This is a genomic window from Niallia circulans, from assembly GCF_007273535.1.
Taxonomy (GTDB): domain Bacteria; phylum Bacillota; class Bacilli; order Bacillales; family Cytobacillaceae; genus Niallia; species Niallia circulans_B.
Map to the genome: position 1 here is coordinate 980,655 of NZ_RIBP01000004.1, position 24,346 is coordinate 1,005,000.

At 37.9% G+C, this 24,346-nt stretch carries 27 protein-coding genes and 2 rRNA genes (1 of these 29 running past the window's edge); 2 read left to right on the plus strand and 27 right to left on the minus strand.

Annotated elements, in window-relative coordinates; all coding sequences use genetic code 11:
• Positions 1–133: 133 nt before the first annotated feature.
• The 15 genes from CEQ21_RS12870 to metG all read right to left on the minus strand — a co-directional run bounded on the left by CEQ21_RS12870 (position 134) and on the right by metG (position 14,610).
• Complete coding sequence (locus CEQ21_RS12870; protein ID WP_185764880.1) at positions 134–772, minus strand: 50S ribosomal protein L25/general stress protein Ctc; 639 nt, start codon at positions 770–772, stop codon at positions 134–136.
• Between the two features lie 159 nt (positions 773–931).
• The gene (locus CEQ21_RS12875) at positions 932–1,888 is read right to left on the minus strand and encodes a ribose-phosphate diphosphokinase (protein ID WP_185764881.1); all 957 of its coding nucleotides are present in this window, start codon (positions 1,886–1,888) and stop codon (positions 932–934) included.
• Positions 1,889–1,983: 95 nt separating this feature from the next.
• Positions 1,984–3,354 (minus strand): bifunctional UDP-N-acetylglucosamine diphosphorylase/glucosamine-1-phosphate N-acetyltransferase GlmU, encoded by a 1,371-nt coding sequence (gene glmU / locus CEQ21_RS12880; protein ID WP_185764882.1) that lies wholly within the window; start codon positions 3,352–3,354, stop codon positions 1,984–1,986.
• 299 nt (positions 3,355–3,653) lie between these two features.
• Positions 3,654–3,944 carry a septation regulator SpoVG gene (spoVG, locus tag CEQ21_RS12885; protein ID WP_101658244.1) on the minus strand — a complete coding sequence of 97 codons (291 nt, stop codon included), beginning with the start codon at positions 3,942–3,944 and terminating at the stop codon, positions 3,654–3,656.
• A 159-nt stretch (positions 3,945–4,103) separates the two neighbouring features.
• On the minus strand, positions 4,104–4,478 hold the full coding sequence (locus CEQ21_RS12890; RefSeq protein WP_185764883.1) for a RidA family protein: 375 nt from the start codon (positions 4,476–4,478) through the stop codon (positions 4,104–4,106).
• A gap of 12 nt (positions 4,479–4,490) precedes the next feature.
• The gene (purR, locus tag CEQ21_RS12895; protein ID WP_185764884.1) at positions 4,491–5,315 is read right to left on the minus strand and encodes a pur operon repressor; all 825 of its coding nucleotides are present in this window, start codon (positions 5,313–5,315) and stop codon (positions 4,491–4,493) included.
• 57 nt (positions 5,316–5,372) lie between these two features.
• Positions 5,373–6,242 carry a 4-(cytidine 5'-diphospho)-2-C-methyl-D-erythritol kinase gene (gene ispE, locus CEQ21_RS12900; protein ID WP_185764885.1) on the minus strand — a complete coding sequence of 290 codons (870 nt, stop codon included), beginning with the start codon at positions 6,240–6,242 and terminating at the stop codon, positions 5,373–5,375.
• A gap of 407 nt (positions 6,243–6,649) precedes the next feature.
• The gene (locus tag CEQ21_RS12905) at positions 6,650–6,829 is read right to left on the minus strand and encodes a small, acid-soluble spore protein, alpha/beta type (protein ID WP_127742555.1); all 180 of its coding nucleotides are present in this window, start codon (positions 6,827–6,829) and stop codon (positions 6,650–6,652) included.
• Between the two features lie 148 nt (positions 6,830–6,977).
• Positions 6,978–7,241: a biofilm formation stimulator Veg gene (gene veg / locus CEQ21_RS12910; protein ID WP_031537121.1), complete on the minus strand. Its 264-nt coding sequence runs from the start codon at positions 7,239–7,241 to the stop codon at positions 6,978–6,980.
• Between the two features lie 295 nt (positions 7,242–7,536).
• On the minus strand, positions 7,537–8,415 hold the full coding sequence (yabG, locus tag CEQ21_RS12915; RefSeq protein WP_185764886.1) for a sporulation peptidase YabG: 879 nt from the start codon (positions 8,413–8,415) through the stop codon (positions 7,537–7,539).
• A gap of 183 nt (positions 8,416–8,598) precedes the next feature.
• A complete protein-coding gene (rsmA, locus tag CEQ21_RS12920; protein WP_185764887.1) occupies positions 8,599–9,474 on the minus strand; it encodes a 16S rRNA (adenine(1518)-N(6)/adenine(1519)-N(6))-dimethyltransferase RsmA in 876 nt (291 codons plus the stop codon).
• Positions 9,467–10,027 (minus strand): ribonuclease M5, encoded by a 561-nt coding sequence (gene rnmV / locus CEQ21_RS12925; protein WP_185764888.1) that lies wholly within the window; start codon positions 10,025–10,027, stop codon positions 9,467–9,469. Before rnmV ends, rsmA begins: the two co-directional genes overlap by 8 nt.
• Before the next feature lie 259 nt (positions 10,028–10,286).
• Positions 10,287–11,474: a G5 and 3D domain-containing protein gene (locus CEQ21_RS12930; protein ID WP_185767260.1), complete on the minus strand. Its 1,188-nt coding sequence runs from the start codon at positions 11,472–11,474 to the stop codon at positions 10,287–10,289.
• A 238-nt stretch (positions 11,475–11,712) separates the two neighbouring features.
• Positions 11,713–12,480, minus strand: a complete 768-nt coding sequence (locus tag CEQ21_RS12935; protein ID WP_185764889.1) for a TatD family hydrolase — start codon at positions 12,478–12,480, stop codon at positions 11,713–11,715.
• Positions 12,481–12,615: 135 nt separating this feature from the next.
• Complete coding sequence (gene metG, locus CEQ21_RS12940; protein WP_185764890.1) at positions 12,616–14,610, minus strand: methionine--tRNA ligase; 1,995 nt, start codon at positions 14,608–14,610, stop codon at positions 12,616–12,618.
• 568 nt (positions 14,611–15,178) lie between these two features.
• On the opposite strand from metG, the gene CEQ21_RS12945 reads away from it, so the two are divergent.
• Complete coding sequence (locus CEQ21_RS12945) at positions 15,179–15,463, plus strand: AbrB/MazE/SpoVT family DNA-binding domain-containing protein (protein WP_127742567.1); 285 nt, start codon at positions 15,179–15,181, stop codon at positions 15,461–15,463.
• A gap of 40 nt (positions 15,464–15,503) precedes the next feature.
• Here CEQ21_RS12945 and rsmI read toward each other — a convergent pair whose 3' ends face one another.
• From rsmI to CEQ21_RS12995, 10 genes are all read right to left on the minus strand, one after another.
• Complete coding sequence (gene rsmI, locus CEQ21_RS12950) at positions 15,504–16,370, minus strand: 16S rRNA (cytidine(1402)-2'-O)-methyltransferase (protein WP_185767261.1); 867 nt, start codon at positions 16,368–16,370, stop codon at positions 15,504–15,506.
• On the minus strand, positions 16,348–16,635 hold the full coding sequence (locus CEQ21_RS12955; RefSeq protein ID WP_185764891.1) for a GIY-YIG nuclease family protein: 288 nt from the start codon (positions 16,633–16,635) through the stop codon (positions 16,348–16,350). Before CEQ21_RS12955 ends, rsmI begins: the two co-directional genes overlap by 23 nt.
• Positions 16,622–17,365, minus strand: coding sequence for a tRNA1(Val) (adenine(37)-N6)-methyltransferase (locus tag CEQ21_RS12960; protein ID WP_185764892.1), 744 nt, complete (start codon positions 17,363–17,365; stop codon positions 16,622–16,624). Before CEQ21_RS12960 ends, CEQ21_RS12955 begins: the two co-directional genes overlap by 14 nt.
• 132 nt (positions 17,366–17,497) lie before the next feature.
• Positions 17,498–17,875, minus strand: a complete 378-nt coding sequence (gene yabA, locus CEQ21_RS12965; protein WP_144458366.1) for a DNA replication initiation control protein YabA — start codon at positions 17,873–17,875, stop codon at positions 17,498–17,500.
• A gap of 12 nt (positions 17,876–17,887) precedes the next feature.
• Entirely contained in the window at positions 17,888–18,715 is an 828-nt protein-coding gene (locus tag CEQ21_RS12970) for a PSP1 domain-containing protein (RefSeq protein ID WP_127742573.1), read from the minus strand.
• Entirely contained in the window at positions 18,708–19,715 is a 1,008-nt protein-coding gene (holB, locus tag CEQ21_RS12975; RefSeq protein ID WP_185764893.1) for a DNA polymerase III subunit delta', read from the minus strand. Before holB ends, CEQ21_RS12970 begins: the two co-directional genes overlap by 8 nt.
• Positions 19,716–19,728: 13 nt before the next feature.
• Positions 19,729–20,166 (minus strand): YaaR family protein, encoded by a 438-nt coding sequence (locus CEQ21_RS12980; protein WP_185764894.1) that lies wholly within the window; start codon positions 20,164–20,166, stop codon positions 19,729–19,731.
• Positions 20,167–20,238: 72 nt separating this feature from the next.
• Positions 20,239–20,568, minus strand: a complete 330-nt coding sequence (locus tag CEQ21_RS12985) for a cyclic-di-AMP receptor (RefSeq protein ID WP_127742579.1) — start codon at positions 20,566–20,568, stop codon at positions 20,239–20,241.
• 105 nt (positions 20,569–20,673) lie between these two features.
• Positions 20,674–21,306: a dTMP kinase gene (tmk, locus tag CEQ21_RS12990; RefSeq protein WP_185764895.1), complete on the minus strand. Its 633-nt coding sequence runs from the start codon at positions 21,304–21,306 to the stop codon at positions 20,674–20,676.
• Between the two features lie 10 nt (positions 21,307–21,316).
• Entirely contained in the window at positions 21,317–22,759 is a 1,443-nt protein-coding gene (locus tag CEQ21_RS12995; protein WP_328593480.1) for an aminotransferase class I/II-fold pyridoxal phosphate-dependent enzyme, read from the minus strand.
• 169 nt (positions 22,760–22,928) lie between these two features.
• Between CEQ21_RS12995 and CEQ21_RS13000 the strand changes: the two genes are divergently transcribed.
• Positions 22,929–23,147, plus strand: coding sequence for a sigma factor G inhibitor Gin (locus CEQ21_RS13000; protein WP_235907248.1), 219 nt, complete (start codon positions 22,929–22,931; stop codon positions 23,145–23,147).
• Positions 23,148–23,190: 43 nt separating this feature from the next.
• Here the strand turns inward: CEQ21_RS13000 and rrf are convergent.
• Positions 23,191–23,307, minus strand: a 5S ribosomal RNA gene (gene rrf, locus CEQ21_RS13005).
• Between the two features lie 192 nt (positions 23,308–23,499).
• Positions 23,500–24,346: ribosomal RNA gene (locus tag CEQ21_RS13010) — 23S ribosomal RNA — on the minus strand; it runs 2,088 nt beyond the window's last position.

Consider the following 24,346-nt stretch of genomic DNA (forward strand, 5'->3'; position numbering starts at 1 on the left):
TATTCCAATAGCCTGTATGCATATATCCATTTAGAAAAAGCTCTTCTATTTGATATTCTACATACAATTACTGCATACCTTCCTCTTTTGGGCAATTAATCAATTAAAAATATAAAGGGTTTACTCTTTACACTCAATCGGTTCCATCAACAGAAGTTTCTCTGCCTTCCACATTTTCTGGGATTCCGCCATCTTGCTGTTCCCCAGTGCTGATTTCTTCCTCTTGTCTTGGAGGAAGTACGGAAGCAATCGTTTCATCTGCCTCATGATTGATTTCCAGATTATCATAACCTTTAATATCAGCAACAGAAAGTGTTTCACCAACCTCAAGGCTGCTAATGTCAATATCAATAGCGGTAGGGATATCATTCGGCTTAGCTGTTACTTCAACTTCATGCAACGCTTGCTGCAATACACCACCGTCTTTTACACCGCTTGAATCTCCTGTAAGGTTGACTCTGACTGTTGCAGTTATTTCTTTTGATAAATCAACTGCTAAAAAGTCTGCATGCAGTATGCTTCTTTTAATCGGATCAGAATGGTAATCGTTCAGCACGACATTGTGCTTCTCTCCGTCAACATCCAAGGAGATGACTCCGTTACGACCAACATCCTTCAATACTTTCAAAAAGTTTGCTTCACTTAAAGAAATAGATGTACTGTCTACCTTTGTTCCATAGACAACTGCTGGAATGTCCCCGTTATTTCTCAAATCCGATAATACTGAATGCTTAGAAACCGTACGTTTTTTTGCTTGTAATGTTGCAGTCATAAAAAAATCGCCTCCATCATTTTATATCGCTATATATAAAAAATTCCCTAAAACCGCCTATTTTAAACATGCAAGTTTGAAACTAGGTAACTTTTTCCTAGATGGAGTGCGCCTTTTTAAATTGAAATAAGTCGCCCCTTAAAGGGAGCGACATACTTCTTAATCGAATAGATAGCTGACTGATTGATCAGAATGAACTCTAATGATTGCTTCTCCAAGCAGGTCTGCCACAGAAAGTTGTACAACATTTTCTGTAAGCTTTTCTTCTGGAAGCTCAATAGAATTTGTTACTACAAGCTCTTTAATTTTAGAATTTTTAATTCTTTCCATCGCAGGACCTGAAAGAACTGGATGTGTACAGCAAGCGTATACTTCCTTCGCTCCATTTTCTGCAAGAGCATTTGCTCCAAGAGTAATTGTGCCAGCAGTGTCAATAATGTCATCAATCAGGATGGCAATTTTGCCTTCGATGTTCCCGACAATATTCATGACTTCAGCCACATTCGGCTTTGGTCTTCTCTTATCAATAATAGCAATTGGCGCTTTAAGACGCTCTGCAAGCTTACGAGCGCGTGTCACACCACCATGGTCTGGTGAAACGATAACAATGTCACCGTCGAATTCTCTTTTGCTGAAGTATTCTCCTAAGATAGGTACACCCATAAGATGATCGATAGGGATATCGAAGAATCCTTGAATTTGCGGCGCATGCAAGTCTAACGTGATAACACGTGTAGCGCCAGCAGTTTCAAGCAGATTTGCCACAAGCTTAGCAGTAATTGGTTCACGTGCACGAGCTTTGCGATCTTGTCGAGCATATCCGTAATAAGGAATAACTAAGTTAATTGTTTTAGCAGAAGCGCGTTTTAAAGCATCAATCATAATAAGTAGTTCCATGATATGCTCATTTACAGGAGAACTTGTTGACTGAATGATGTAAACATCACAGCCACGAATGCTCTCTTCAATATTAATTTGAATTTCTCCATCACTGAAACGTGTTACAGAGCATTTACCTAATTCCACTCCGATTGATTTGGCAATTTCAGCTGCCAATGCTGGATTGGAATTCAAGGTAAATACCTTTAAGTTTGGATCTGTATTTTTTACTAGCATGATGAACCTCCACTGGCTTTTTTCCTAACTAATAGCTTGTCCTCTTTTAGAACAGAATAAGAAGCCATTATTTTCTTCTTATTCTTCAATGCTTTTTAATCTTGCTTTGATTTCTTCACGTACTCATCTTTATTAACTTGGCGGGCCCTTGCGATAGATAACGATTCTGCTGGAACATCATCTGTTATGGTAGAGCCAGCTGCAACGTAAGCTCCTTTGCCAACCTTAACCGGTGCGATCAGGTTGGAATTACAGCCAATGAATGCCCCATCTTCTATTGTAGTCAAAAACTTGTTTTCTCCGTCATAGTTAACTGTTATCGTTCCACAACCAATATTGACATCACTGCCAACCTTTGCATCGCCGATATAACTCAAATGAGATGCTTTACTTCTATCACCAAACTCAGCCTTTTTGATTTCAACAAAATTGCCTATCTTCACATCATCACCGATCGAAGAAGCTGGACGAATGTGAGCAAAAGGTCCAATATTCACATTTGCACCTATTTTGCTATCAAATGCTGCAGATTGTCTGATTTCAGTGCTTTCTCCAACAACACAGTTACCAATTTCCGTATTCGGGCCAATAACACAATCAGAAGCAATCGTTGTTTGCCCTGAAATGATTGTACCTGGCAGGATGACCGTATCGCTTCCGATCGTTACATCTGTACCAATATAAGTATTAGAAGGGTCTATAATTGTAACTCCATTGCGCATATGTTCTTCATTTACACGCTTTTTCAAAAGTCTCTCTGCTTCAGCCAGTGCAATTCGATCGTTTACACCAATCGTCTCACTAAAATCACCTGTCTTATATGCAGAAACTATTTCTCCTTGCTTTTTGAAAATTTCAATGACATCAGGTAAGTAGTATTCCCCTTGTACATTCTCATTTGTAACATTATTCAATGCCTCAAATAAGGCCGCGTTATCAAAACAGTACGTTCCTGTATTGATTTCAACTATTTGCTTTTCTTCTTCAGAAGCATCTTTATGTTCAACGATTTTTTCAACTTCACCAATATTATTACGCACAATTCGACCGTAACCAGTCGGATCCTCTGCAACAGCAGTCAAAACAGTTGCTTTGGCAGAAGTTTTTAGATGGTAGCTGCTAAGAGCCTCTAATGTCTCTGAAGTAATTAATGGCGTGTCGCCGCAAACAACGACCGTAACACCGTCTTTGTTCTCCAGAAAATCCTTCGCCTGCATAACTGCATGCGCCGTCCCTAACTGTTCAGCTTGATAGGCATAACTTATCTTATCTCCAAGTTGTGCTTTTACCAGATCTGAACCGTGACCTATAACAGTTACAATACGCTCCATTTGAAGCTTTGATACTTGATCGACTACATGCTGCACCATCGGCTTGCCGCAAACTGGATGAAGTACTTTATATAGCTTTGACTTCATTCTTGTTCCTTGTCCTGCGGCCAAGATCACTGCGTATCGATTTATCATTTACAGGCCTCCAATTTAACCTTTTTATCCATTAAAAATATATCTCAAATACAGTTTGATTTCAAGGAATGTTTGTATCCAAATATATGAAAATAAAGAGAAAAACAAGGGGTTATAAGGGTTTAATCCTCCATTTTTTTTATTTTCTTTTTTTATACGGTTCCCAAGAATCCGCTTACCTAAAACCAACCAAATTAGGTTGTTATAAAATTTTATTATATTTATATATTTAGAAAGCAATAAATGTGCAAAAAAAAGAGCCTTACTCTTCAGAAGTAGGCTCTAGCTGCTCGTATTCTTTAGGAAGCACCGGCTTCTTCAAATTCAACTTCTAATTCACCTAAGCGGTGGTACTCTGTTAAAACAGCTTCCTGGATTTTACCTCTTGTACCTGAGTTAATCGGATGTGCAATATCCCTAAATTCACCATCCGGTGTCCTTTTGCTTGGCATTGCCACAAATAGACCGTTATTACCATCAATTACTCTTATATCGTGAACAACAAACTCATTATCTAGAGTAATAGAGGCAATAGCTCTCATTCTTCCATCCGTATTGACTCGGCGTAGTCTTACGTCAGTTACTTCCATTCTGTTCACCACCTTTACTAGAAGATAAAATCTAGTTAAGTAATTCAACAGAATTTTCGTAACTCCTTCTTTATCAGCAAATTTTTTTAGAATATTTAATATAAAATACTAAAAAACGCTAAGTAAAGCTACAAAAACTAACATATCCCTACTTTTATACTATTTGCAAAGTGCAATTACTTCAATTTCAACCAATACATCTTTAGGCAATCTTGCAACTTCCACACAAGATCGTGCTGGTTTATGTACATTGAAATATTGTCCATACACTTCATTAATTGCAGCAAAATCATCCATATTTTTAATAAAGACAGTAGCCTTAACGATAGTTTCAAAGGAAGCATTTGCTTCTTTTAAGACAGCAGCAAGATTTTTAAAGACTTGATGTGTTTGTTCCTGTACATTTCCTTGCAATAACTCTCCTTCTGCTGTCAAAGGGATTTGGCCTGAGCTGTAAAACATATTATTAACAATAATCCCTTGAGAGTAAGGTCCGATTGCTGCTGGTGCACCACTTGTTTGTACAATTTTCATTTTCATTTCCCCCTATCGTTTCTTATCAAAATAATTTCCAATTTCAACAGATATCTTTTTCTCTTTAACATCCACACCTGAAAGCTTCACTAATGATAAATAATCATCGACAAGTCTTTCCTCTGCTTCCTCTGCTTCAATCAAGACAGCAATGCCAGCAACATTGGCATTAAACTCATCCAGTAAGCTAATCATGCCATTTACTGTACCGCCAGCCTTCATAAAATCATCGACAATAAGCACATTTGAGCCTTGTTCTAAGCTTCTTTTCGAAAGGACCATCGTCTGGATTCGCTTTGATGAACCAGAAACATAGTTAATGCTGACTGTTGATCCTTCTGTCACTTTGCTGTCTCTTCTTACCATAACTACAGGAACATTTAAGTAAGACGCAACAGCATATGCAAGCGGAATACCTTTTGTTGCCACAGTCATGACAACATCAATATTTGTTTCAGCAAATGCGGACGCGAATATTTTTCCTACTCTTTGAACAAGAGCTGTGTCCCCTAATATATCTGTCATATACAGATATCCTCCAGGAAGGAGCCTGTCTGGTTTTACAATTAGTTGACAAAGCTCCTCTATAAAGGCTTTTGCTTCTTCTTCATTAACTTTTGCGTGGTATTTAACACCACCTGCAGCACCTGGCAAAGTTTGTAGAATACCTATACCTCTATCTTCAAAGGTTTCCTTGATTATTGCCAAATCCTCACTTATTGAAGATTTCGCTGAACCATATCTCTCTGAAAAATAGGATAAGGACACTAATTGCCTTGGATGCTCCAGTAAATAATTCGTCATGTCTATTAAACGTTCACTACGACGAAATTTCATAAGGCGATCCTCCAAAATCCGAATATTTTACCTTTAATTTTACAGTATTATACGGATTTAATCAAGAGTATGACGATTTCCCATCATACGAACCGCAAAAACCTGATCACAAAAACCTCTTAGTCCATTGTAAACGCGATTCATTCTTGAATCATGCTCAATTAAACCAAAAACAGTTGGACCGCTTCCGCTCATTAATACTGCATCCGCACCGAACTTTTTCATCTGATCCTTTATTTGCGCTACCTCAGGATAAAGATTTAATGTAACATCTTCCAGCACATTACCGACATTTCTGCACATATCATCGTAATCACCTGTTCGTATGCATTCAATCATCTGTTCTGTGTCAGGATGCTTTATTTGAGAAACATCCAGTTTTTTATAGATGTCAGCAGTAGAAACACCTATAAATGGCTTCGCTAACACGACCCAGCATATAGGCGGAGCAGGAATCTGTTTAATGATTTCTCCTCTTCCGGTTGCAAGAGCTGTGCCTCCATATACACAGAAGCTTACATCAGACCCAATTTCCGCTCCAATTTCAGCAAGTTCATCAAGAGTCAGGCGAAGGTCCCAAAGTTTATTCAACCCCCTCAAAACTGCAGCAGCATCACTGCTTCCCCCTGCAAGACCTGCAGCAACTGGAATGTTCTTTTCGATCTTTATTGTAACTCCCTTTTTAACATCAAACTTTTTCTTTAATAGATTTGCTGCTTGATAAGCAAGATTCCGTTGGTCATCTGGCACAAATCGATTAAGGGAATTTATTTTTATAATATCCTTTTCCTCCAGAATAAGTTCAATTCTGTCAGCAAGGTCAATGGTCGTCATGATCATTTCTACTTCATGATAGCCATCTGGCCTTTTATTCAATACATCCAACGATAAGTTGATTTTAGCTGGTGCTTTCACCAAAAGCTTCAATATTTCCACCTACTTAACATTTTCATTGTCCGCTTTTTCGTCCTATTGTACCATACAACAGGAAATAAAAAGAATGACTGAAATAATAACCTAATTCCTCTATGTATGAAACATTAACAAAGAAGCATCCTATGCTTTGTGTTTTTGTTTACAAATAATTTCACAGTGTTTTATGGCTATAGTGATTTTACCATAAAATTTGTCATATTAAGCAAAATACTAAATATCATTTATGTTTTCCCAAGAAAATTCAGGGGTTTTTCTTGTGTCTGAAAAAAGGTGCAAAAAAAGACCTAACTCCACATCCCTTTAGAATGCAGAGTTAAACCTAATACCGTGAATAAATCCTTGATAGTTAATGCTGAACTTAGCAAACAGGGATTTAACTTAAAGGTACAAAAATAAGACTACTTTTGATTATTCAGAAGACTTTGTTCTGCAATTTCTATTGCCCGCTTGACCATGTTTCCTGCATCCTTTGCTCGGATACCACCCCATCCATCCTTTTGGACAACATCATAGAACCCTAGCTCTTTTGCTAATTCTTCTTTTAAACCTTCTGACATAACTCCTCGTCGTCTACTCAACTTAAAAACCTCTCCTTTCATTATTCACGGTAAGTTTAGTATGTAACCCTGTTTTTAAATCATGTGTTGAATCTGTTTCCAGTTTTTTTAGATTTCTCCATGAAAAAAGCAGCAACCGATTGGTAACTGCTAGTCTCCATAATATATATTAGCTTAGAGCAACTTGTCCTGATGTATCTTCAAAGAAGGTAATTTGAACCGTTTCTGTTAAAACATCTGCATAACTGTACGATACCCGTTCAAATGCATTTTCATCCTGATCTAACTCTACTACAAACACAGAAGGATATGTTTCAGCTAGTACACCGGAACGTTCAATCGTTTTACGACGACCACCATTAGCCTTTAGCATTAATCTCTTCCCTAAATTCGAATCAAGAGCTTTTTTAATATCTGATAATGTTTTTGCCATATTCGGTCCACCTCACTGTGTAAAGTATATCACACTGACACAACAGAGTCAAACAAAAATATAAATTATAACAGTCTCTTTTAGAAGTTGTCAATATTTTTTATTCTTATTTTTCTCCTATTTTTCAACAATCTTATTTTTTCCCATACTGGGATAATTATGTATCTATATTTTTTTAAATTTACAAACTCTTTTTTTAAATAAAAAATAGGCTGCTCTCTTTAAGAGTCAGCCTATTTTGATTATGCCAAAGCTGTATTGCAACTATCGTTGTTTTTATAATATTTCTATTTATCTATTCAGGTGGATTCGTGTTATAAGGCATGCCTGTACGCAGTACTCCCTTTGTTTCTATTCCGCCAAGGCCTTTTTCCCCTGTCAGTGTATTTCGCAGTATATCCCAAACATTAACTCTCTCCATGAAAGGCGTAAAGCTTATTTTTGCTACAATATACACCGGATCAAGAGCGTGAATATTAACTCTTGAAGGAGAGCTAGCAAAGTTCGCGCCTGCATGGATTAAAGATTCAAAGTGGGATTGACATGCACCAGCAAAAATAACGAGTTGATCTAAGTGAGGGATTTTTTTGCGAGCCTCTCTGACTGTCTGCACAAAGTACTTTGAGTGGCGATAAGCATTTAAGTCTGCTTTATCACCCAATGACTTTGAATAGGCATCATGACCGGTTATTACGAGTATATCTGGTCGATAGTACTCAAGCAGTTTCGTGATTTTTCCTGGCATTTCCTTTTCGTTAGAATGAATACCTGTTACGGGAATCCCTATTTTCTCGTATAAATCAAGGCATTTCTTTAAATAGTTCGGATCCCCGTCTAAATGTAATACCTTCCCTGGCATTTGAAAATAATTAAATGGTTTACTGTATGCATCTGTCGACGAATACTCCTGTTTCCTATTCAGCAGATTTACATCCTGCCTAAAAAGTTCTAATGACTGTTGCTCTAAAAACTGTATCTCCTGAGCCATCTTCCTCTGCATCGGCTTATTGATAGAAATTAAGTCCTCAAAAGGAGCGTCTGCGATAAGACGGAAATCCTCTCCATATAAAACAGCGCTTTTCCGTCCATTTTCTTCCTTTATATCAATAATTCGAAAAGCTAAATCGCAATGATAGGATTTTCTGCCGACGATATCCATGATATTTATGCTCACTAGTCGTCACTCCAGTATGCCCCTGTCTTAAGAATGGGCTATGTGTCTTATTTATCTCTCATTAACCTATGCAAAGGTCCAGAAAGATGTGAGGAGCAATTTAAGGTTTCATATAACCTCCAAATAAAATAAAACAGTCAGCCCCATCGTAAGGAAACTGACTGTTTACCGTACTATACACTTTTAGAAAGACTCATACAATGCATCACTAAGTGCAGCGAACTCTTCAATGGAGAGAGATTCTCCACGCCTTGAAGGCTCAATTCCGGCAGCTTGCAAGGCAGATAGTATAGAATCTTTTTTCTCCTTGCCGTTGTCGAGTTGGCTCGTTAAATTGTTAAGGATTGTTTTTCTTCTTTGTGCAAAGCTCGCTCTAGTCACACGGAAGAGGAATTCCTCACTTTTAACTTCAACAAGTGGCTTTTGTCTTATCGTTAGCCTGATAACGGCAGAATCGACATTTGGCTGTGGCACAAAAACTGTCTTAGGAACAATCATTACAACCTCTGGAACTGTATAGTATTGTATCGCTATAGACAGTGAACCATACTCCTTTGTGCTTGGTTTAGCTGAAATACGGTCAGCCACTTCCTTCTGAAGCATAACAACAATTCCACGTAGAGGCAGATTCTCCTCTAATATTTTCATGATGATTGGTGTTGTTACATAGTAAGGCAAGTTTGCAACAAGCATAATATCATCTATGCCTGCAAATTCCTGTTCAATCATTTCCTTTACATTTGCTTTCAATACATCAGAATGGATTACTTTAGCATTTGGGTACGGCTCGAGTGTTTCACTTAAAATCGGCAGTAAACGCTGGTCAATCTCATATGCAACTACCTTTTTAGCCCGCTTTGCCAATTGCTCTGTTAAGGCTCCAATACCTGGTCCAACTTCAATTGCACCTGATGACTCTGACAACTCTGCATGGTCCACAATATTTCTTAAGATATTTGTATCAATTAAAAAGTTCTGACCTAAACTCTTTTTGAATGAGAAACCATACTTTTCTAAAATTGCTTTTGTTCTTACAGGTGTCGCTATATCTTTATACATCTTTTTCCTCCTGCCAAATAGCATTTACCGCTGCTGCAAAGTCTTGCTTGGTGATGTTAAACATCATCAGCCTTTTATGAAGCTGTTTGCCATTTGTATACCCTATTTTTAATATCCTGCCGAGCTTCTCTCTGCGTTCCCTTGACCCCGGACCGCCAACTAGCTGTGCATCCAGCAAGTCTTCCTTAGTAATTTGCTCTATAATGCCTTCTTCCATGTGATGAGCATCCTTAAGCGCCTCCCTGATTACTTCTACAGAGGCGTGCTCTACTCCAACGCCCTTCCCATGTTTATGCAGAGCTTTATCTTTTGCAATGAAAGCATGTTTACAGCTTGGCACATGTCTTTCTATAGTATTGCGTATCTTTTGGCCAGGAAAGTCTGGATCTGTCAGTACAATAACTCCTCTTGTTTCATTAGCCAGCTTTATTGCCGCAATTGTTTCCATACTTATAGCAGAACCATTTGTTTCAATTGTATCAGCATCAACTGCCCTTTGGACAGCGGTAGTGTCATCTCTTCCTTCCACTACAATGATTTCTTTAAGTTTCATGAAGCCTCCAAAAAAAAAATTAAGATTTGCAAAAAAAATGAAACATTTTTGTAACATTAAACGTCTATATATTATAGAAAGAGTTAAATGAATTCTAAAGGTTATTATAGCTCAAATTTTTCTTTTCAACAAAATCCGTTAAAAAAGAAAAAAACAGAGGAATAATTCCTCTGTTAAAGATGTGCTAATAGTAGATGTTCAATGTGTATTAGGTTTTGGCAGACACTAACAAACACATGCAAGTAAGAAGTCTAAAAGGTTACTTTAAAATCTTGATTCTTACCTGTTTATTTCCCCAGCGATAAGCTTCTGCCTTCGTTGGGAAAAAGACGTCGATTTTCTTCCCTTTCACAGCACCACCAGTATCACCAGCAATAGCGTATCCGTAGCCTTCCACGTAAACCTTTGTTCCTAACGGTATAACGCTTGGGTCAACGGCAATTACTTTTGCATTAGGATTTGACTTAAGATCAATTCCAGTAGCGGTATGTCCAGAACAACCGCTGCAGCTTGCTGTATATGCAGTGGAATTAACATAAAGTTCTGTGCCTTCCTCACTGACATTTTCGCCACGGGAAGCAACTTGGGTAACTTCAATAGTTCCAACTGCCACTACTTTGTCCTGTTTTTCTTTAACTTGTTTTTCACTAAGCAGATCTCTCGAAACTTCTTTACCGTTTTCTAAAGTAACTTCAAAGGTTTTCGACATTACACCGTTTTTGCCTTCTTTTATTACCTTTTCTGCACCCTTTTCAAGGCTATCATCCTTTTGGGTCACAACAGCATAATTAATCGGTTGTTCCACTACATCGGTGACCTTTTCTATACGTGTAATTTCTACAGCGTCCTTCTTGTTCACTACTTCCTTTAGATCTGGCTCAACTCGGTCTAATTTCGTAAGTGATATCTCCTGTTGTTTTAAAAAGTCAGCGACCGTAGTCGAAGTGGACCATAGTTCTTTTTTCGATCCTGCGTCTACTAGTGTAACTGGAAATGCAGTATGTACAACAATCTCCATATTGTTCTTTATATCGTTATTCTGCTTCTGATTGACCTTGTCGTGCTCATTCAAAGAGATTTTTTGTTCTTTGAGAAACTCCTTAACCGTTTCTGCTGTTGTCCATACCGTTTTCTTCTCGTCGTCTTTGCTCAATTCAACCTGTTTTGCTTGCTTCCAAACAACCTCCATCTCGTCAGCTACATTTGCATCTAACGGGGGAGACACCTCATCTTCTGAGCTTATGGCAATATCAAGTTCATCAAATATATCTTGAATAGTGGATGAGTGCGTTTCGATGACCTTCTCTTTTCCATCCAATGTCAGCGCCACAGTTTTTTTCGTTGATTCGTAAATAACAAACCCTAAACCACTTATAAAAACTATGAAGCTAGCAATAAGAATGAATATTTTCTTTGTGCTCAAAGATTTGGAAAACAGGCTTTTCATGTTTTGGATTACGATGAAAAACGCCTCCTTTTCTCTCGGAGTGATTATATAGAGTATCGTGTCTGCTGTCAACCCTTCTACATTCTTTGAACGTATCTCCTATTATGCAAAAAAACTCCAGGAAAGGAAAGAAAGAAATCTCGACATGAACATTCTATGAGAAAAGGAAGCAATGTAGAACTTCTTAGAACAAAGTAATATTAGGACAAGCTATACAATTATTCGACAGCATCTCTTATCACTTTATGCCGAATAGTTTTTTGGCATTTTCCGTAGTTTTAGCAGCAACTTCTTCAAAACTGATCCCTTTTATCGCTGCAATTTCCTCAGCGACAAGTTTTACATAACTCGGTTCATTTCTTTTGCCCCTGTATGGAGTCGGTGCAAGGTATGGGCAATCAGTTTCAATAAGCAGTTTATCCAGCGGAATAGCTGCTGCCGCTTCCTTAGGTTTTCTGGCATTTTTGAAAGTGACAGTTCCCCCTAAAGAGATATAAAAATTCATGTCGATGCATTGCATTGCTGTCTCAACACTTCCTCCGTAACAATGCATAATACCCCCAACCTCTGAGGCACCTTCCGCTTTAAGAATCTCCACAATGTCAGCGGTTGCTTCCCTGTTATGAATGATAATTGGAAGCTTCACTTTTTTCGCTAAATGAATTTGCTTTCTGAACACTTCCTTTTGGATATCCTTAGGAGACTTGTCCCAATAATAATCCAAACCCATTTCTCCAATAGCAACTACCTTTGGGTGACTTGCCAATGATTCAATCCAATTTAAATCCTCTTCTGTCATATCAATAGCATCTACAGGATGCCAACCGACACTAGCATAGATAAAATCGTATTGCTCCACTAATTCCATTGCTCTTGTAATTGTTGGACGATCGAAGCCGACTACAACCATTTTTTCCATTCCGGCTTCCATTGCACGGTTGATTACTTCTTCTAAATCTTCATCAAATTGGTCTGCATTTAAATGTGTGTGTGTATCAAATAACATAATAAATCCTTTCCTTATCGCGATTAGTCATATTTCTTTCTTATTCCCTTAATTGCTAGCTAGATATCCCCCATTGGACAGAAAAACATAGAAATATGCTTAATAAACGCAATTTCTATGTTTCTCCAGCTTTTATTATTTAACTTTTGAGCCTAATGGAAGCGATTCATCTACTGATGCAATCGACAGAACTCCATCCTGGCTTCCAGCAAGGATCATGCCTTGTGATAATTCGCCTCTTAGCTTAACAGGCTTAAGGTTTGTAACGCAAATAACTCGTCTGCCTACAAGCTCCTCTGGCTTATAATATTGCGCAATGCCTGATACAACTTGTCTTTTTTCATATCCTAAATCCAGCTGCAGCTTCAGCAACTTATCCGCTTTTTTTACAGGTTCTACTTGAAGGACTTGTGCAACCCTTAAGTCTATTTTCATGAAATCATCAATTGAAATTTCTTCTGTTTCAGGAACTTCCTGCTTTTCTGGTTGTTTTTCCTTGCTCTCTTCTACTACTGCAGGTCCTTGCATTTCCTTTTTGATGTATTCCACTTCTTCGGCAATATCAAGTCTTGGGAAAATAGGCTCTCCCTTTTCTACCTTTGTACCTGATGGGATTGCTCCAAACTCGTCAAGACTTGACCAAGTTTTCAGTTCTTCAGGTTGAATATTCAACTGTTGGAAGATTCTATCAGGTGTTTTTGTCAGGAATGGTTTTAACAGAACACCAATTCTTCTTAATGACTCTGCAAGATGAACCATTACTGTTGCAAGTTCTTCCGTTCTTTCTTCTTTAGCAAGAACCCATGGCTGTGTTTCATCGATGTATTTATTATTTCTGCTGATAAGCTGCCATAGATTAGTAAGTACTACAGAAAACTCCATATTATCCATATGTTTTTCATATAATGCTTTTGTTTCCTCGTGTGCTTCTACAAGTGACTTTTCAAAGTTTCCTTCAGATCCCTTGTAATCAGGCACTACTCCATCAAAATACTTGTTGATCATTGCAACCGTTCTGTTTAACAGGTTTCCTAAGTCGTTTGCCAGATCAAAGTTTACTCTTTCAACAAATCCTTCTGGAGTGAATACACCGTCAGAACCGAATGGTACCTCACGCAGCAAATAATAACGCAATGCATCAAGACCATATCTTTCGATTAATGTAACAGGATTTACTACATTTCCTTTTGACTTGGACATTTTCCCATCCTTCATCAATATCCACCCATGAGCAAAAACCTTCTTAGGCAATGGTAAATCAAGTGCCATCAACATGATTGGCCAATATATTGTATGGAAACGGACGATCTCTTTTCCAACTAAATGGACATTTGCCGGCCAAAACTTCTTATAAAGCGAGTCATTTTCAGAACCATATCCTAATGCTGTAATGTAGTTAGATAATGCATCAATCCAAACATATACAACATGCTTAGGGTCCCCAGGTACTTTAATTCCCCAGTCAAAGGTTGTACGAGAAACAGCCAAATCCTCTAGTCCTGGTTTAATAAAGTTATTAATCATTTCATTTTTGCGGGATTCTGGCTGGATAAACTCTGGATTTTCCTCATAAAACTTAAGAAGTCTGTCCGCATATTTGCCCATTCTGAAAAAGTAAGATTCTTCTTTTACCAGTTCCACTGCGTGACCGCTATCAGGGCTTTTTCCACCGATAATTTTGCCGTTTTCATCATATATTGGATCTACAAGCTGAAGCTCTGTGTAGTATGTTTCATCAGACACAGAGTACCAGCCTTGGTATTCATCCAAGTAAATATCACCTTGTTCAACAAGCTTTTGGAACATCTTGCTGACTACTTCTGTATGTCTTTTTTCCGTTGTACGGATAAAGTCATCATAGGAAATATCCATTGAGTCCCAAAGCTCCTTAATCCCTGCCACAATACCGTCAACATATTCCTGAGGGGTGATTCCAGCTTCCTCTGCTTTACGCTGAATTTTTTGACCATGCTCATCTGTACCTGTTAGGTAACGAACATCGAATCCTTTAAGTCGCTTATATCTTGCCATTGCATCTCCTGCAACAGTTGTGTAGGCGTGTCCAATATGTAGATTTCCGCTAGGATAATATATTGGGGTTGTTATATAGAAAGTATCTTGCTCTTTCAACTTTTTCCCTCCTAAAATTATTGCTTATGTAATATGCATAATACTTATTGTATCAATACTTGCTCTAATCTTAAAACTAGAAGTTATATAATTGCTCCTGAAATTTTATGGTATTTTTGTAGACTTCCTGTTTTTTCATGATATGTCATAAAAAAAGGAAGCTAATCATTGCCATTTTGCCCTTATATCCCCTCAAAATATACCCAAAATCCAAAGTTTTTGCAACTGGCTGCAAGTGCTTAACTGTTTCATTATAACTCCTATATTTGTTCTATATATTTAACGTATAATTCGACATAAATAATGTTGTTTTTTGTCGAATTCTAATTCTTTTTTACTCTAAAAAAAAATTATTTTGTTTTTACATTTATAAGCTTTTTCTGGTATTTAAAGTATATATAATGTGCTATTTAACCTATAAACAAAGGAATTCTTTTATGTTATCACCCTTTAAAAATAAAATAATTGACGTATATGGGAATGGCTGGTATTATATATACAAACAAAGAAATTTGTCGAATATTATCGAAAAAAATATATATAAGGTTTATCGGGAGGAGAAAAGGAAATGAAATCTACTGGAATTGTTCGTAAAGTTGACGAATTGGGACGTGTTGTAATACCTATCGAATTAAGACGTACATTGGGAATTGCTGAAAAGGATGCTCTAGAAATTTACGTGGATGATGAAAAAATCATCTTGAAAAAATATAAACCAAACATGACTTGCCAAGTAACAGGTGAAGTTTCTGATGATAACCTAACACTTGCAGATGGAAAATTAATTCTAAGCCGTGAAGGTGCAGAACAACTTATCAACGAAATCAAAAGTTCATTTGAACTTTCTAAATAATAATAAAAAAGCATGGGCCTCTTAAGAAGCCCATGCTTTTTTAATCTATATGATATTCTTGATAAACTTCCCGTTTTGGCATGCTTCGATCAACAGCGGTACGCTTAATGGCCTCTTTTGCCTGTAAATCGTCTACTTTTATATAATGATTTACATGCTCTACAATTGTAAGGCTTGTCCACCATTGTTCATCTGAAACTTCTACTGCTTCTCCCTTTTCAATAACGATACAAAATTCGCCTCGTATCTCATCAGTATTTGCCCAGTCGATTACTTCATCTATTGTTCCTCTTATGAACTCCTCATAAATCTTCGTTAATTCTCTGCATAAGGAGATATTTCTGTCGCCTAAAATATCCTTTATCAACTGTAAGGTTTCCTTTAACCGGTGGGGAGACTCATATAATAGAACTGTTCCAGATATATTCTTTAATGCTTCCAGCTCCTTTTTCTTCTCCTTTTTTTGTCTGTTAAGAAACCCGTAGAAGTAAAAGGGATGTGTTGGCAATCCTGATGCAATCAAAGCAGTTAATGCCGCATTTGCTCCCGGCAGTGGAATGACAGGCAGTTTGCTTTCCACTGCTGCAACGACAAGTTCGTAGCCTGGATCAGCAATTGTTGGCATTCCAGCATCACTGACAAGGGCCACAGTCTTTCCAGCTTGAAGTGTCTCAATCAGCTTGCGACCGCTTGCTTCCTTATTATGCTCGTGATAGCTTACAATTGTAGTGGTTATTTCAAAATGATTGCATAGTTTTTTTGTATTACGCGTATCCTCAGCTGCAATGACATCTGCTTCCTTTAAAATCCTAACAGCTCGAAAGCTCATATCTTCTAAATTGCCAATTGGAGTCGGAACTAAGTAAAGAAGCCCGCCATCATTTTTATAGCTTTTTTGCTGCCACATGTTTAACACCATTTTCCTTCCTCATATAAGACTCTTTTCCTTTTCGGTTCAACTGCTTGAAGGCATACTCTGCTTTTAAAGCCTGTGATTTATCCAAAAACACTTCATGGTAAATCAATTGCACAGGCAATCTTGCTCTCGTATACTTAGCCCCTTTTCCTTCATTATGTGTTTTAAGGCGCTTTTCAAGATTATTTGTGTAGCCTGCATAATATGTATTATCCTTACATAACAGGACATAAAAATAGTGGTTAGTTGTCTCCATATAAAATACTAGCCATTTCTTCTGTGTACTCATTCAAGCCTTTATAAACATATAAAGGGGGTAATACTTTCAAATCAGGTTTCCCATCCTTAATACCTTCCAATAGCAGTATATTTGCTTCCTTACCCTCTTTTGGATAAACAAACCTAATCCTTTTTGGTTCTATTCGATATGCCCTCATTAATGTAATGATATCAAGCAGTCTTCCTGGTCTATGTACAAACGAAACCTTTCCACCCTGCTTTGCTAGCTGGCTTGCTGAGCGAATAGTATCTTCAAGTGTACACATTATTTCATGTCTTGCAATGGCCAAGTGCTCGTTTACATTTCGTTCCTCAAGTGAGTCTGTTTGAAAATACGGCGGGTTGCAAGTGACTGCATCGTATTTCTCAAAACCAAGCTGTGCTGGTGCATCCTTGATATCTCCATTGACCATTTCAATATTATCTTCCAATTTATTATAGGCAACACTTCTGCATGCCATATCATATAACCGCTCCTGAATTTCTACCCCTATAATTGAAGCTTTTGTTCTTAAACTCAAGAATAACGGGATTACACCATTTCCACTGCAAAGATCCACTATCTTTCCTTTTGCGATAGGCACTGATGCAAAGTTTGCCAATAATACTGCATCTAAAGAAAAAGAAAATACGGTTGGACTTTGAATAATTTTCAGCTTTTCTGCCAACAAGTAGTCAAGCCTCTCATCTCCTATTAGCTGAACCAATTATGCTACCTCCATTTTGTTATGTATTCTATAATATTACCTAAATATACTTAATAATAATCATTCTGCCTATACTTACTGAACTAATTTAACACCTAAAAAAATAGGGTGCCCTTTTTTGAAGGACAAACCCTATTTTTTATTAAGGAAGGAAAGACAAAACAAGCAATCTCCGTCTTTTCTTGGGCTTCCGAAATGAAGGTTACAAATATGAAAACCTTCTTGATAAAGCCTAGCTAGATTATCATATCCTTCTCCAATATCCATGTGTTTTTCTTCTATATGCTTAGTGGACTTTCGGTGTTTCTTTTTAGTCTGTTCCTTTTGTTCCTTGCCTGCTTGGGACTGACTTTCCAAATGCCTTCTTAAATTTTCATTTTCAAGCGTTAGTGTATTATTTTCCTCAATCAATTCGGCTACATGCTGCTTAAGTTCACCTAATTGTTGATATAAATGACCAATTTGGCTTTCCATATTTATTACTGAATCAAAGATTTCTTTTTTATCCACTCTTCCACCTCATTAATCCGTGGATTGAACTGAAACAGTATCTTTTTGCAGTATTTCTTCCAAAGTATATTCAAGCACTCGTTCTTGTTCAGAAATTTCCACTTGGAGTACACGTTCTAATATATTTAATCCTACGACTTTTCCTCTTCCATCAGGTGTTGATATCCATTCCCCTAAATCTGGAAGCTGTTCTTTCGCAGATTCATATTCATCATTCTCATACTTAAGACAGCACATCAGCCTGCCGCAAAGTCCTGAGATTTTGGTTGGATTCAAAGAAAGATTCTGGTCTTTAGCCATCTTGATTGATACTGGTTCAAAGTCACCTAAGAATGTCGAGCAGCAAAGCATTCTTCCGCATGGTCCAATGCCGCCAAGCATTTTTGCTTCATCTCGAACACCAATCTGACGCAGCTCTATCCTAGTCCTGAATATGGCAGCTAGATCCTTCACTAACTCGCGAAAATCCACTCTGCCATCTGCGGTAAAATAAAAAATTACTTTATTGCGGTCAAATGTATATTCAACATCTACTAGCTTCATATCTAACTCATGCAGACTTACCTTTTCACAGCAAACCTCATATGCTTCCTTTGCTGCAATCCGGTTTTCCTCTACAATCAATTGATCTTTTTGATCCGCGATTCGGAGCACCTTTTTCAGAGGCAAGACTACATCATTTTCGTCAACCTGCTTAGGAGCAATTACAACTTTCCCATATTCTACTCCACGCACTGTCTCTACGATCACGAAATCCCCTTTTTGGATATCCATTTCATTCGGATCAAAGTAATATATTTTTCCAGCTTTTTTAAAGCGGATTCCTACAACATTATACAACTGAAGATCCCTCCTGCAGCTTCAATACAAGCTGTTCCATCAATAACTGTGGATTCATATTACCCTGCAGCTTTCGTTTTGCTTCAAAGATGGATGTCATTTGTTCTGTCAGCATTTGGGATGATGTTTTAAGCGCAAGCTCTTCTAACTGTGACCGCTCATTAACAAAGACTATTTGTTTATCCTTACCTAACTGGATATACAATAAATCCTTAAATAGCAGCAACAGTAAATCTAATCCCCTATCATACTGATCTTTCTCTTTAAAATGGACAAACCACTCTCTTTGAAGGGCAACTAATGCTTCTAAAGGATTTCCTTTAAGAGTCATATATAATTTTACCACTATTTTTTGCGCTTGTACAAACCATTCATCAGAACTTAGCATAAACGCTTCATCATAATCATTGGTAATTTGCGCAATTATTGGTGCATCACTTGCCTTCATTCCATCTGCCTTGAGCTGCTCCTGCATTTTTAATGGGGAGAGAGGTGTATATGACAGTACTTGGCACCTCGATAAAATGGTTGGGAGAATCTGATGTATTTGTTCAGTTAAAAGAATTGCTGTAGTATCTGCATGTGGTTCTTCAAGGAATTTCAGCAAACTGTTTGCAGCATTTGTTGTCATCTTGTCTGCATGTATAATTACATAAATTTTCTGCCTTGACTCAACACCTGTTTTTGAAAACTCTTCCTGTAAGCTTTGAATTTGGTTTTTCTTAATAGATAAGCCATCCGGCTCGACTATATGTACGTCCGGATGGTTGTTATTATTAATTCTCTTGCAGTTTGAACATTCCTCACAGGGCTTATAACCTTCAATAGCCCTTTCACAAAGAATACTTTTCGTAAGGATTTGGCTAACGTCTCTTTTGCCTGTTCCTCTCATTCCTTCTAATAGGTAGGCATGCGCTAAACGGCCTTTTTGAAGGCTATTTCGTACCATTCTTAAAACAATCGGCTGCTCCTGTTCAAGCTGTTCCCATGTTTTTATCAAGACGATCACTCTCTTACGTATATATATTAATTAATAACCCTTTTATTTCTCCAATTTTCCCTAGGATGTTTAAACTATTCTTTTCCTTACTCATGACTTCCTCTGTAAGCTCAACTAGTTTATCATCAATAACTTGGACGACACTTAAATCACGTCCTTGTCCGAAATGGTCCCATGATTTTTCTTTTTTTAATCCTATACCAAAATCAACTGCTTCTTTAACAAATTGCTTGACCAGTGACTTAAACTTATTCAGGTCTTTTAAATTTTGCGATCTGCCCAGTCTAGTGCCAGTATCATCAATATTTTTCATTAGTGCATGCAACTGACCTGTCTGTAGCTTTTCATTTTGTTTTGTGACAAGCTCACGAAATTTTGTTTCAACTTGCCCACTTTTTATCTCTTGCTTTGATGCATCTGTATTTACACGAATGTCTTTATTTATTTTCATTTGTTTCCTCCGATAAAAGCATCATAAAAAATCCTTTATATTTAGAGGTATTATCCTTACGCTCCAACCATATTAGAATTGCTTAAACTGCTCTACAGGCAATACAAATACAGTTGCTCCGCCTACCTCCACCTCAACTGGATACGGTACATACGAATCAGCGTTCCCTCCCATAGGTGAAACTGGTGCAACTAGCTGATCTCGTGATTGGCAGTTCTCTTTTATTATTTGCAGCGCCTTTTCCACGCGAATATCTTCTGTTCCTATCATAAAGGTAGTATTTCCTGATTTCAAAAATCCACCGGTACTAGCCAATTTAGTAGCTCTAAAGTTATGCTCTACAAGAGCATTCAATAACTTAGCACTGTCTTTATCTTGGATTACTGTTAAAATCAATTTCATTTTATCCAACCCCTTTATTATAGTTTTACCAGAATTACTGCTTTTTCCTATTATAACAATAAATATTAAAACAGACATATATAAATGGAAAAATGAAAGCTCTATTTACCTATTCAGTATGGCATCAATAGCACATAATGATTGTTTAAAAACATCTTCTACTCCTTGAGATGCCTCAATTTTATGAAGTCTTCCCGGGAATTTATCAATAACTTTGTAATACCCCTCTTGAACGCGTTGGTGAAAATCTAACTGCTCTAAATCAAGTCTGTTTACCTCACGGTTATTTGATTTATTTATTCTCGCTAGGCCTATTTCTGGATCAAGATCAAAATACAGTGTTAAGTCAGGCATTACTTCTCCAATGGCAAATTCATTTATCTTCCAAATTTCCTCTATGCCAATACCTCTTGCATATCCTTGGTAAGCAAGTGAACTGTCAATAAAACGATCAGAAAGAACTACAGCACCATCCTCTAATGCCGGAATAACTTTCTCAACTAAATGCTGTCTTCTTGCAGCAGCATACAATAACGCCTCAGTCCTGCCATCCATTTCAGTATGATCAGGGTTTAATATTATTTCACGGATTTTTTCTGAAATCCTGATGCCCCCTGGTTCTCTTGTTTTTACTATTTTTATGCCTTTCTCTATATAATGCTCATAAAGCATTTCTAAAATGGTTGTTTTTCCGGCGCCTTCTGGCCCCTCCATCGTAATAAAAATCCCTTTTGTCATGTCAATCTCCTTAATTCTTTATAAAAACAGTTATTTTATCTTCATATATGGATGAGTTCCCTTGAAATCTACAGCCATTACTAACCAATGTCTTCAGTTTTTGGATATGCAGATTTGTTATCTCTTCTCCAGGCATTAATAATGGTATACCTGGAGGATAAGGAATGATAGGTTCAGCATTAATCATATGCATTGAATCCTCTAGCCTTATTTCCTGCTTAGCATAATTAATTTGCTCTAAATCGTTTAACTTTAATTCTACAATATTAGTATATAGATTTATAGGTGCACCTTTATCTTCCTCTGCTGGCAATAGCCGTGGAGTAAATAAACTAACAGCATTCTTTATTTTTTCAAAAGCAGCTTCAAATGGGTATTCCATCTGACTTTTTAATAGTGGAAGTACTAAAAGTACATTATGTAAGTCTGCCATTTCACAATATATTCCTGCTTCCTCAAATTTCTTCTGAAGCTCAAAACCAGACAATTCGCATCTACTCTGAATCGTCAGTTTTAACGGATCAACAGTCTGTCCATTATATACCATTACTTCTAGTTGTTTTAAGGCTGATAGCATTTCTTTAAACTTTGCAGCTTCTGCTAATAAATAGGCACTGTCCTCCTCTTTATATGTACCCAAATAGCTTCTCGCCAAATCAAGAGATGCCATAATCACATAAGAAGGACTGCTCGATTGAAGGATACCTAAGTATGTTTGCAGTTTATTCATGGAAATCTTGTTTGTATTAAAATGAAGATACGAACCCATCGTTAAGGCTGGCAATGTTTTATGTGCAGATTGAACAACTATATCTGCTCCAAGCCTGACAGCTGAAGCTGGGAAGTCTGATGAGCCTATGAAATGGGCTCCATGAGCTTCATCAACCAATACAGTCAAACTGTGTTTATGTGCAATCTCAATTATTTTCCCAAGTTCTCCAACCATACCATAATAATTAGGAGAAGTAAGTATAAGTATCTTTGCATTCGGATATTTTTGTATTGCCTCTATAATTGTTTCACATGAAACAGTGCCTTCTACTTTCCAGTTACTATCATAGCTAGGATTTAACAAAATTGGCCTACCCTTTGCAAGCTTTATCCCGTTCATTATTGATTTGTGGCTATTCCTTTGTACAAGGACTTGTTCTCCTTCTTCCACTGTAGACATAATCATTGCTAAATTACCTACGGTAGAACCGTTAACTAAGAAATAGCTTCTTTTAGTTTGATATAACTCTGTAAGTAGCATTTCTGCCTCTAATATAACACCACTGGCTGAATGCAGGTCATCAAGTCCGCTAAGCTCCGTTACATCATAGTTCCACGCATTCTTTATAAATGCTTGCTTTTGCATAAGCATACCATTCTTATGGCCTGGAACGTGGAATGATATTGGTTTATTTTTGACGAATTCTTCTAACCTAGTATATAAAGGCGTCTTTTCCTGCACGATATTTCCTCTTTTCCTTTTTTGCTTCTCTTTATTGTACCATTGGAGCAACTTTGAATAAAATGTGCACATTGACCTCAATTAATTCAAAGTGACACTTTTAAGTTATCTGAATTTTGTATACATGTTTAAATTGTTGGCTACAATGATTTTAGGGAGGTGGAATTGATTGAGTACTGAATCTCAGAAGCTAGTCCAGCCTTATGTGGAGGAATGTTTATTTTGTGGGCAGAAAAAAATAACTGGTATCCATCTTTACCAGTCACTTATCTGTACGGATTGTGAACATGAAATGTTGAACACAAAAACTAATGATGTCAAATATAAATTCTATGTCCAAAAGCTAAAAAATGCTGCTCATTATGCCCTGCAAAGGCGCCAAGCTTAAAAACAAAAAAGCATCTAGTAATGTACTAGATGCTTTTGTTCGTGCCTGGCGACGTCCTACTCTCACAGGGGGAGAGCCCCCAACTACCATCGGCGCTGAGAAGCTTAACTTCCGTGTTCGGTATGGGAACGGGTGTGACCTTCTCGCTATCGCCACCAGACTATTATGTTTTTATGAGTTGTTCTCTCAAAACTAAATCATATAAGAAGAAAAGCAAGAACCAAGTAATCTTTTGTCCAGCTTCAAAAGCCAAATCGTACGGCTGTTTCACTCACTCACACACAGTCTTACGACTGCTATTCGTGTGCTCCAACACCCTACCGATTTAAGCGGTCTTTTTCCGCTTTTCATTTTAGTTAAGTCCTCGATCTATTAGTATTTGTCAGCTCCACATGTCACCATGCTTCCACCTCAAACCTATCAACCTGATCATCTTTCAGGGATCTTACTAGCTTACGCTATGGGAAATCTCATCTCGAGGGGGGCTTCATGCTTAGATGCTTTCAGCACTTATCCCTTCCGCACATAGCTACCCAGCTATGCCTTTGGCAAGACAACTGGTACACCAGCGGTGCGTCCATCCCGGTCCTCTCGTACTAAGGACAGCTCCTCTCAAATTTCCTACGCCCACGACGGATAGGGACCGAACTGTCTCACGACGTTCTGAACCCAGCTCGCGTACCGCTTTAATGGGCGAACAGCCCAACCCTTGGGACCGACTACAGCCCCAGGATGCGATGAGCCGACATCGAGGTGCCAAACCTCCCCGTCGATGTGGACTCTTGGGGGAGATAAGCCTGTTATCCCCGGGGTAGCTTTTATCCGTTGAGCGATGGCCCTTCCATGCGGAACCACCGGATCACTAAGCCCGACTTTCGTCCCTGCTCGACTTGTAGGTCTCGCAGTCAAGCTCCCTTGTGCCTTTACACTCTACGAATGATTTCCAACCATTCTGAGGGAACCTTTGGGCGCCTCCGTTACTTTTTAGGAGGCGACCGCCCCAGTCAAACTGCCCACCTGACACTGTCTCCCACCCCGATAAGGGGTGCGGGTTAGAATGTCAATACAGCCAGGGTAGTATCCCACCAATGCCTCCACCGAAGCTGGCGCTCCGGCTTCCAAGGCTCCTACCTATCCTGTACAAGCTGTACCAAAATTCAATATCAGGCTACAGTAAAGCTCCACGGGGTCTTTCCGTC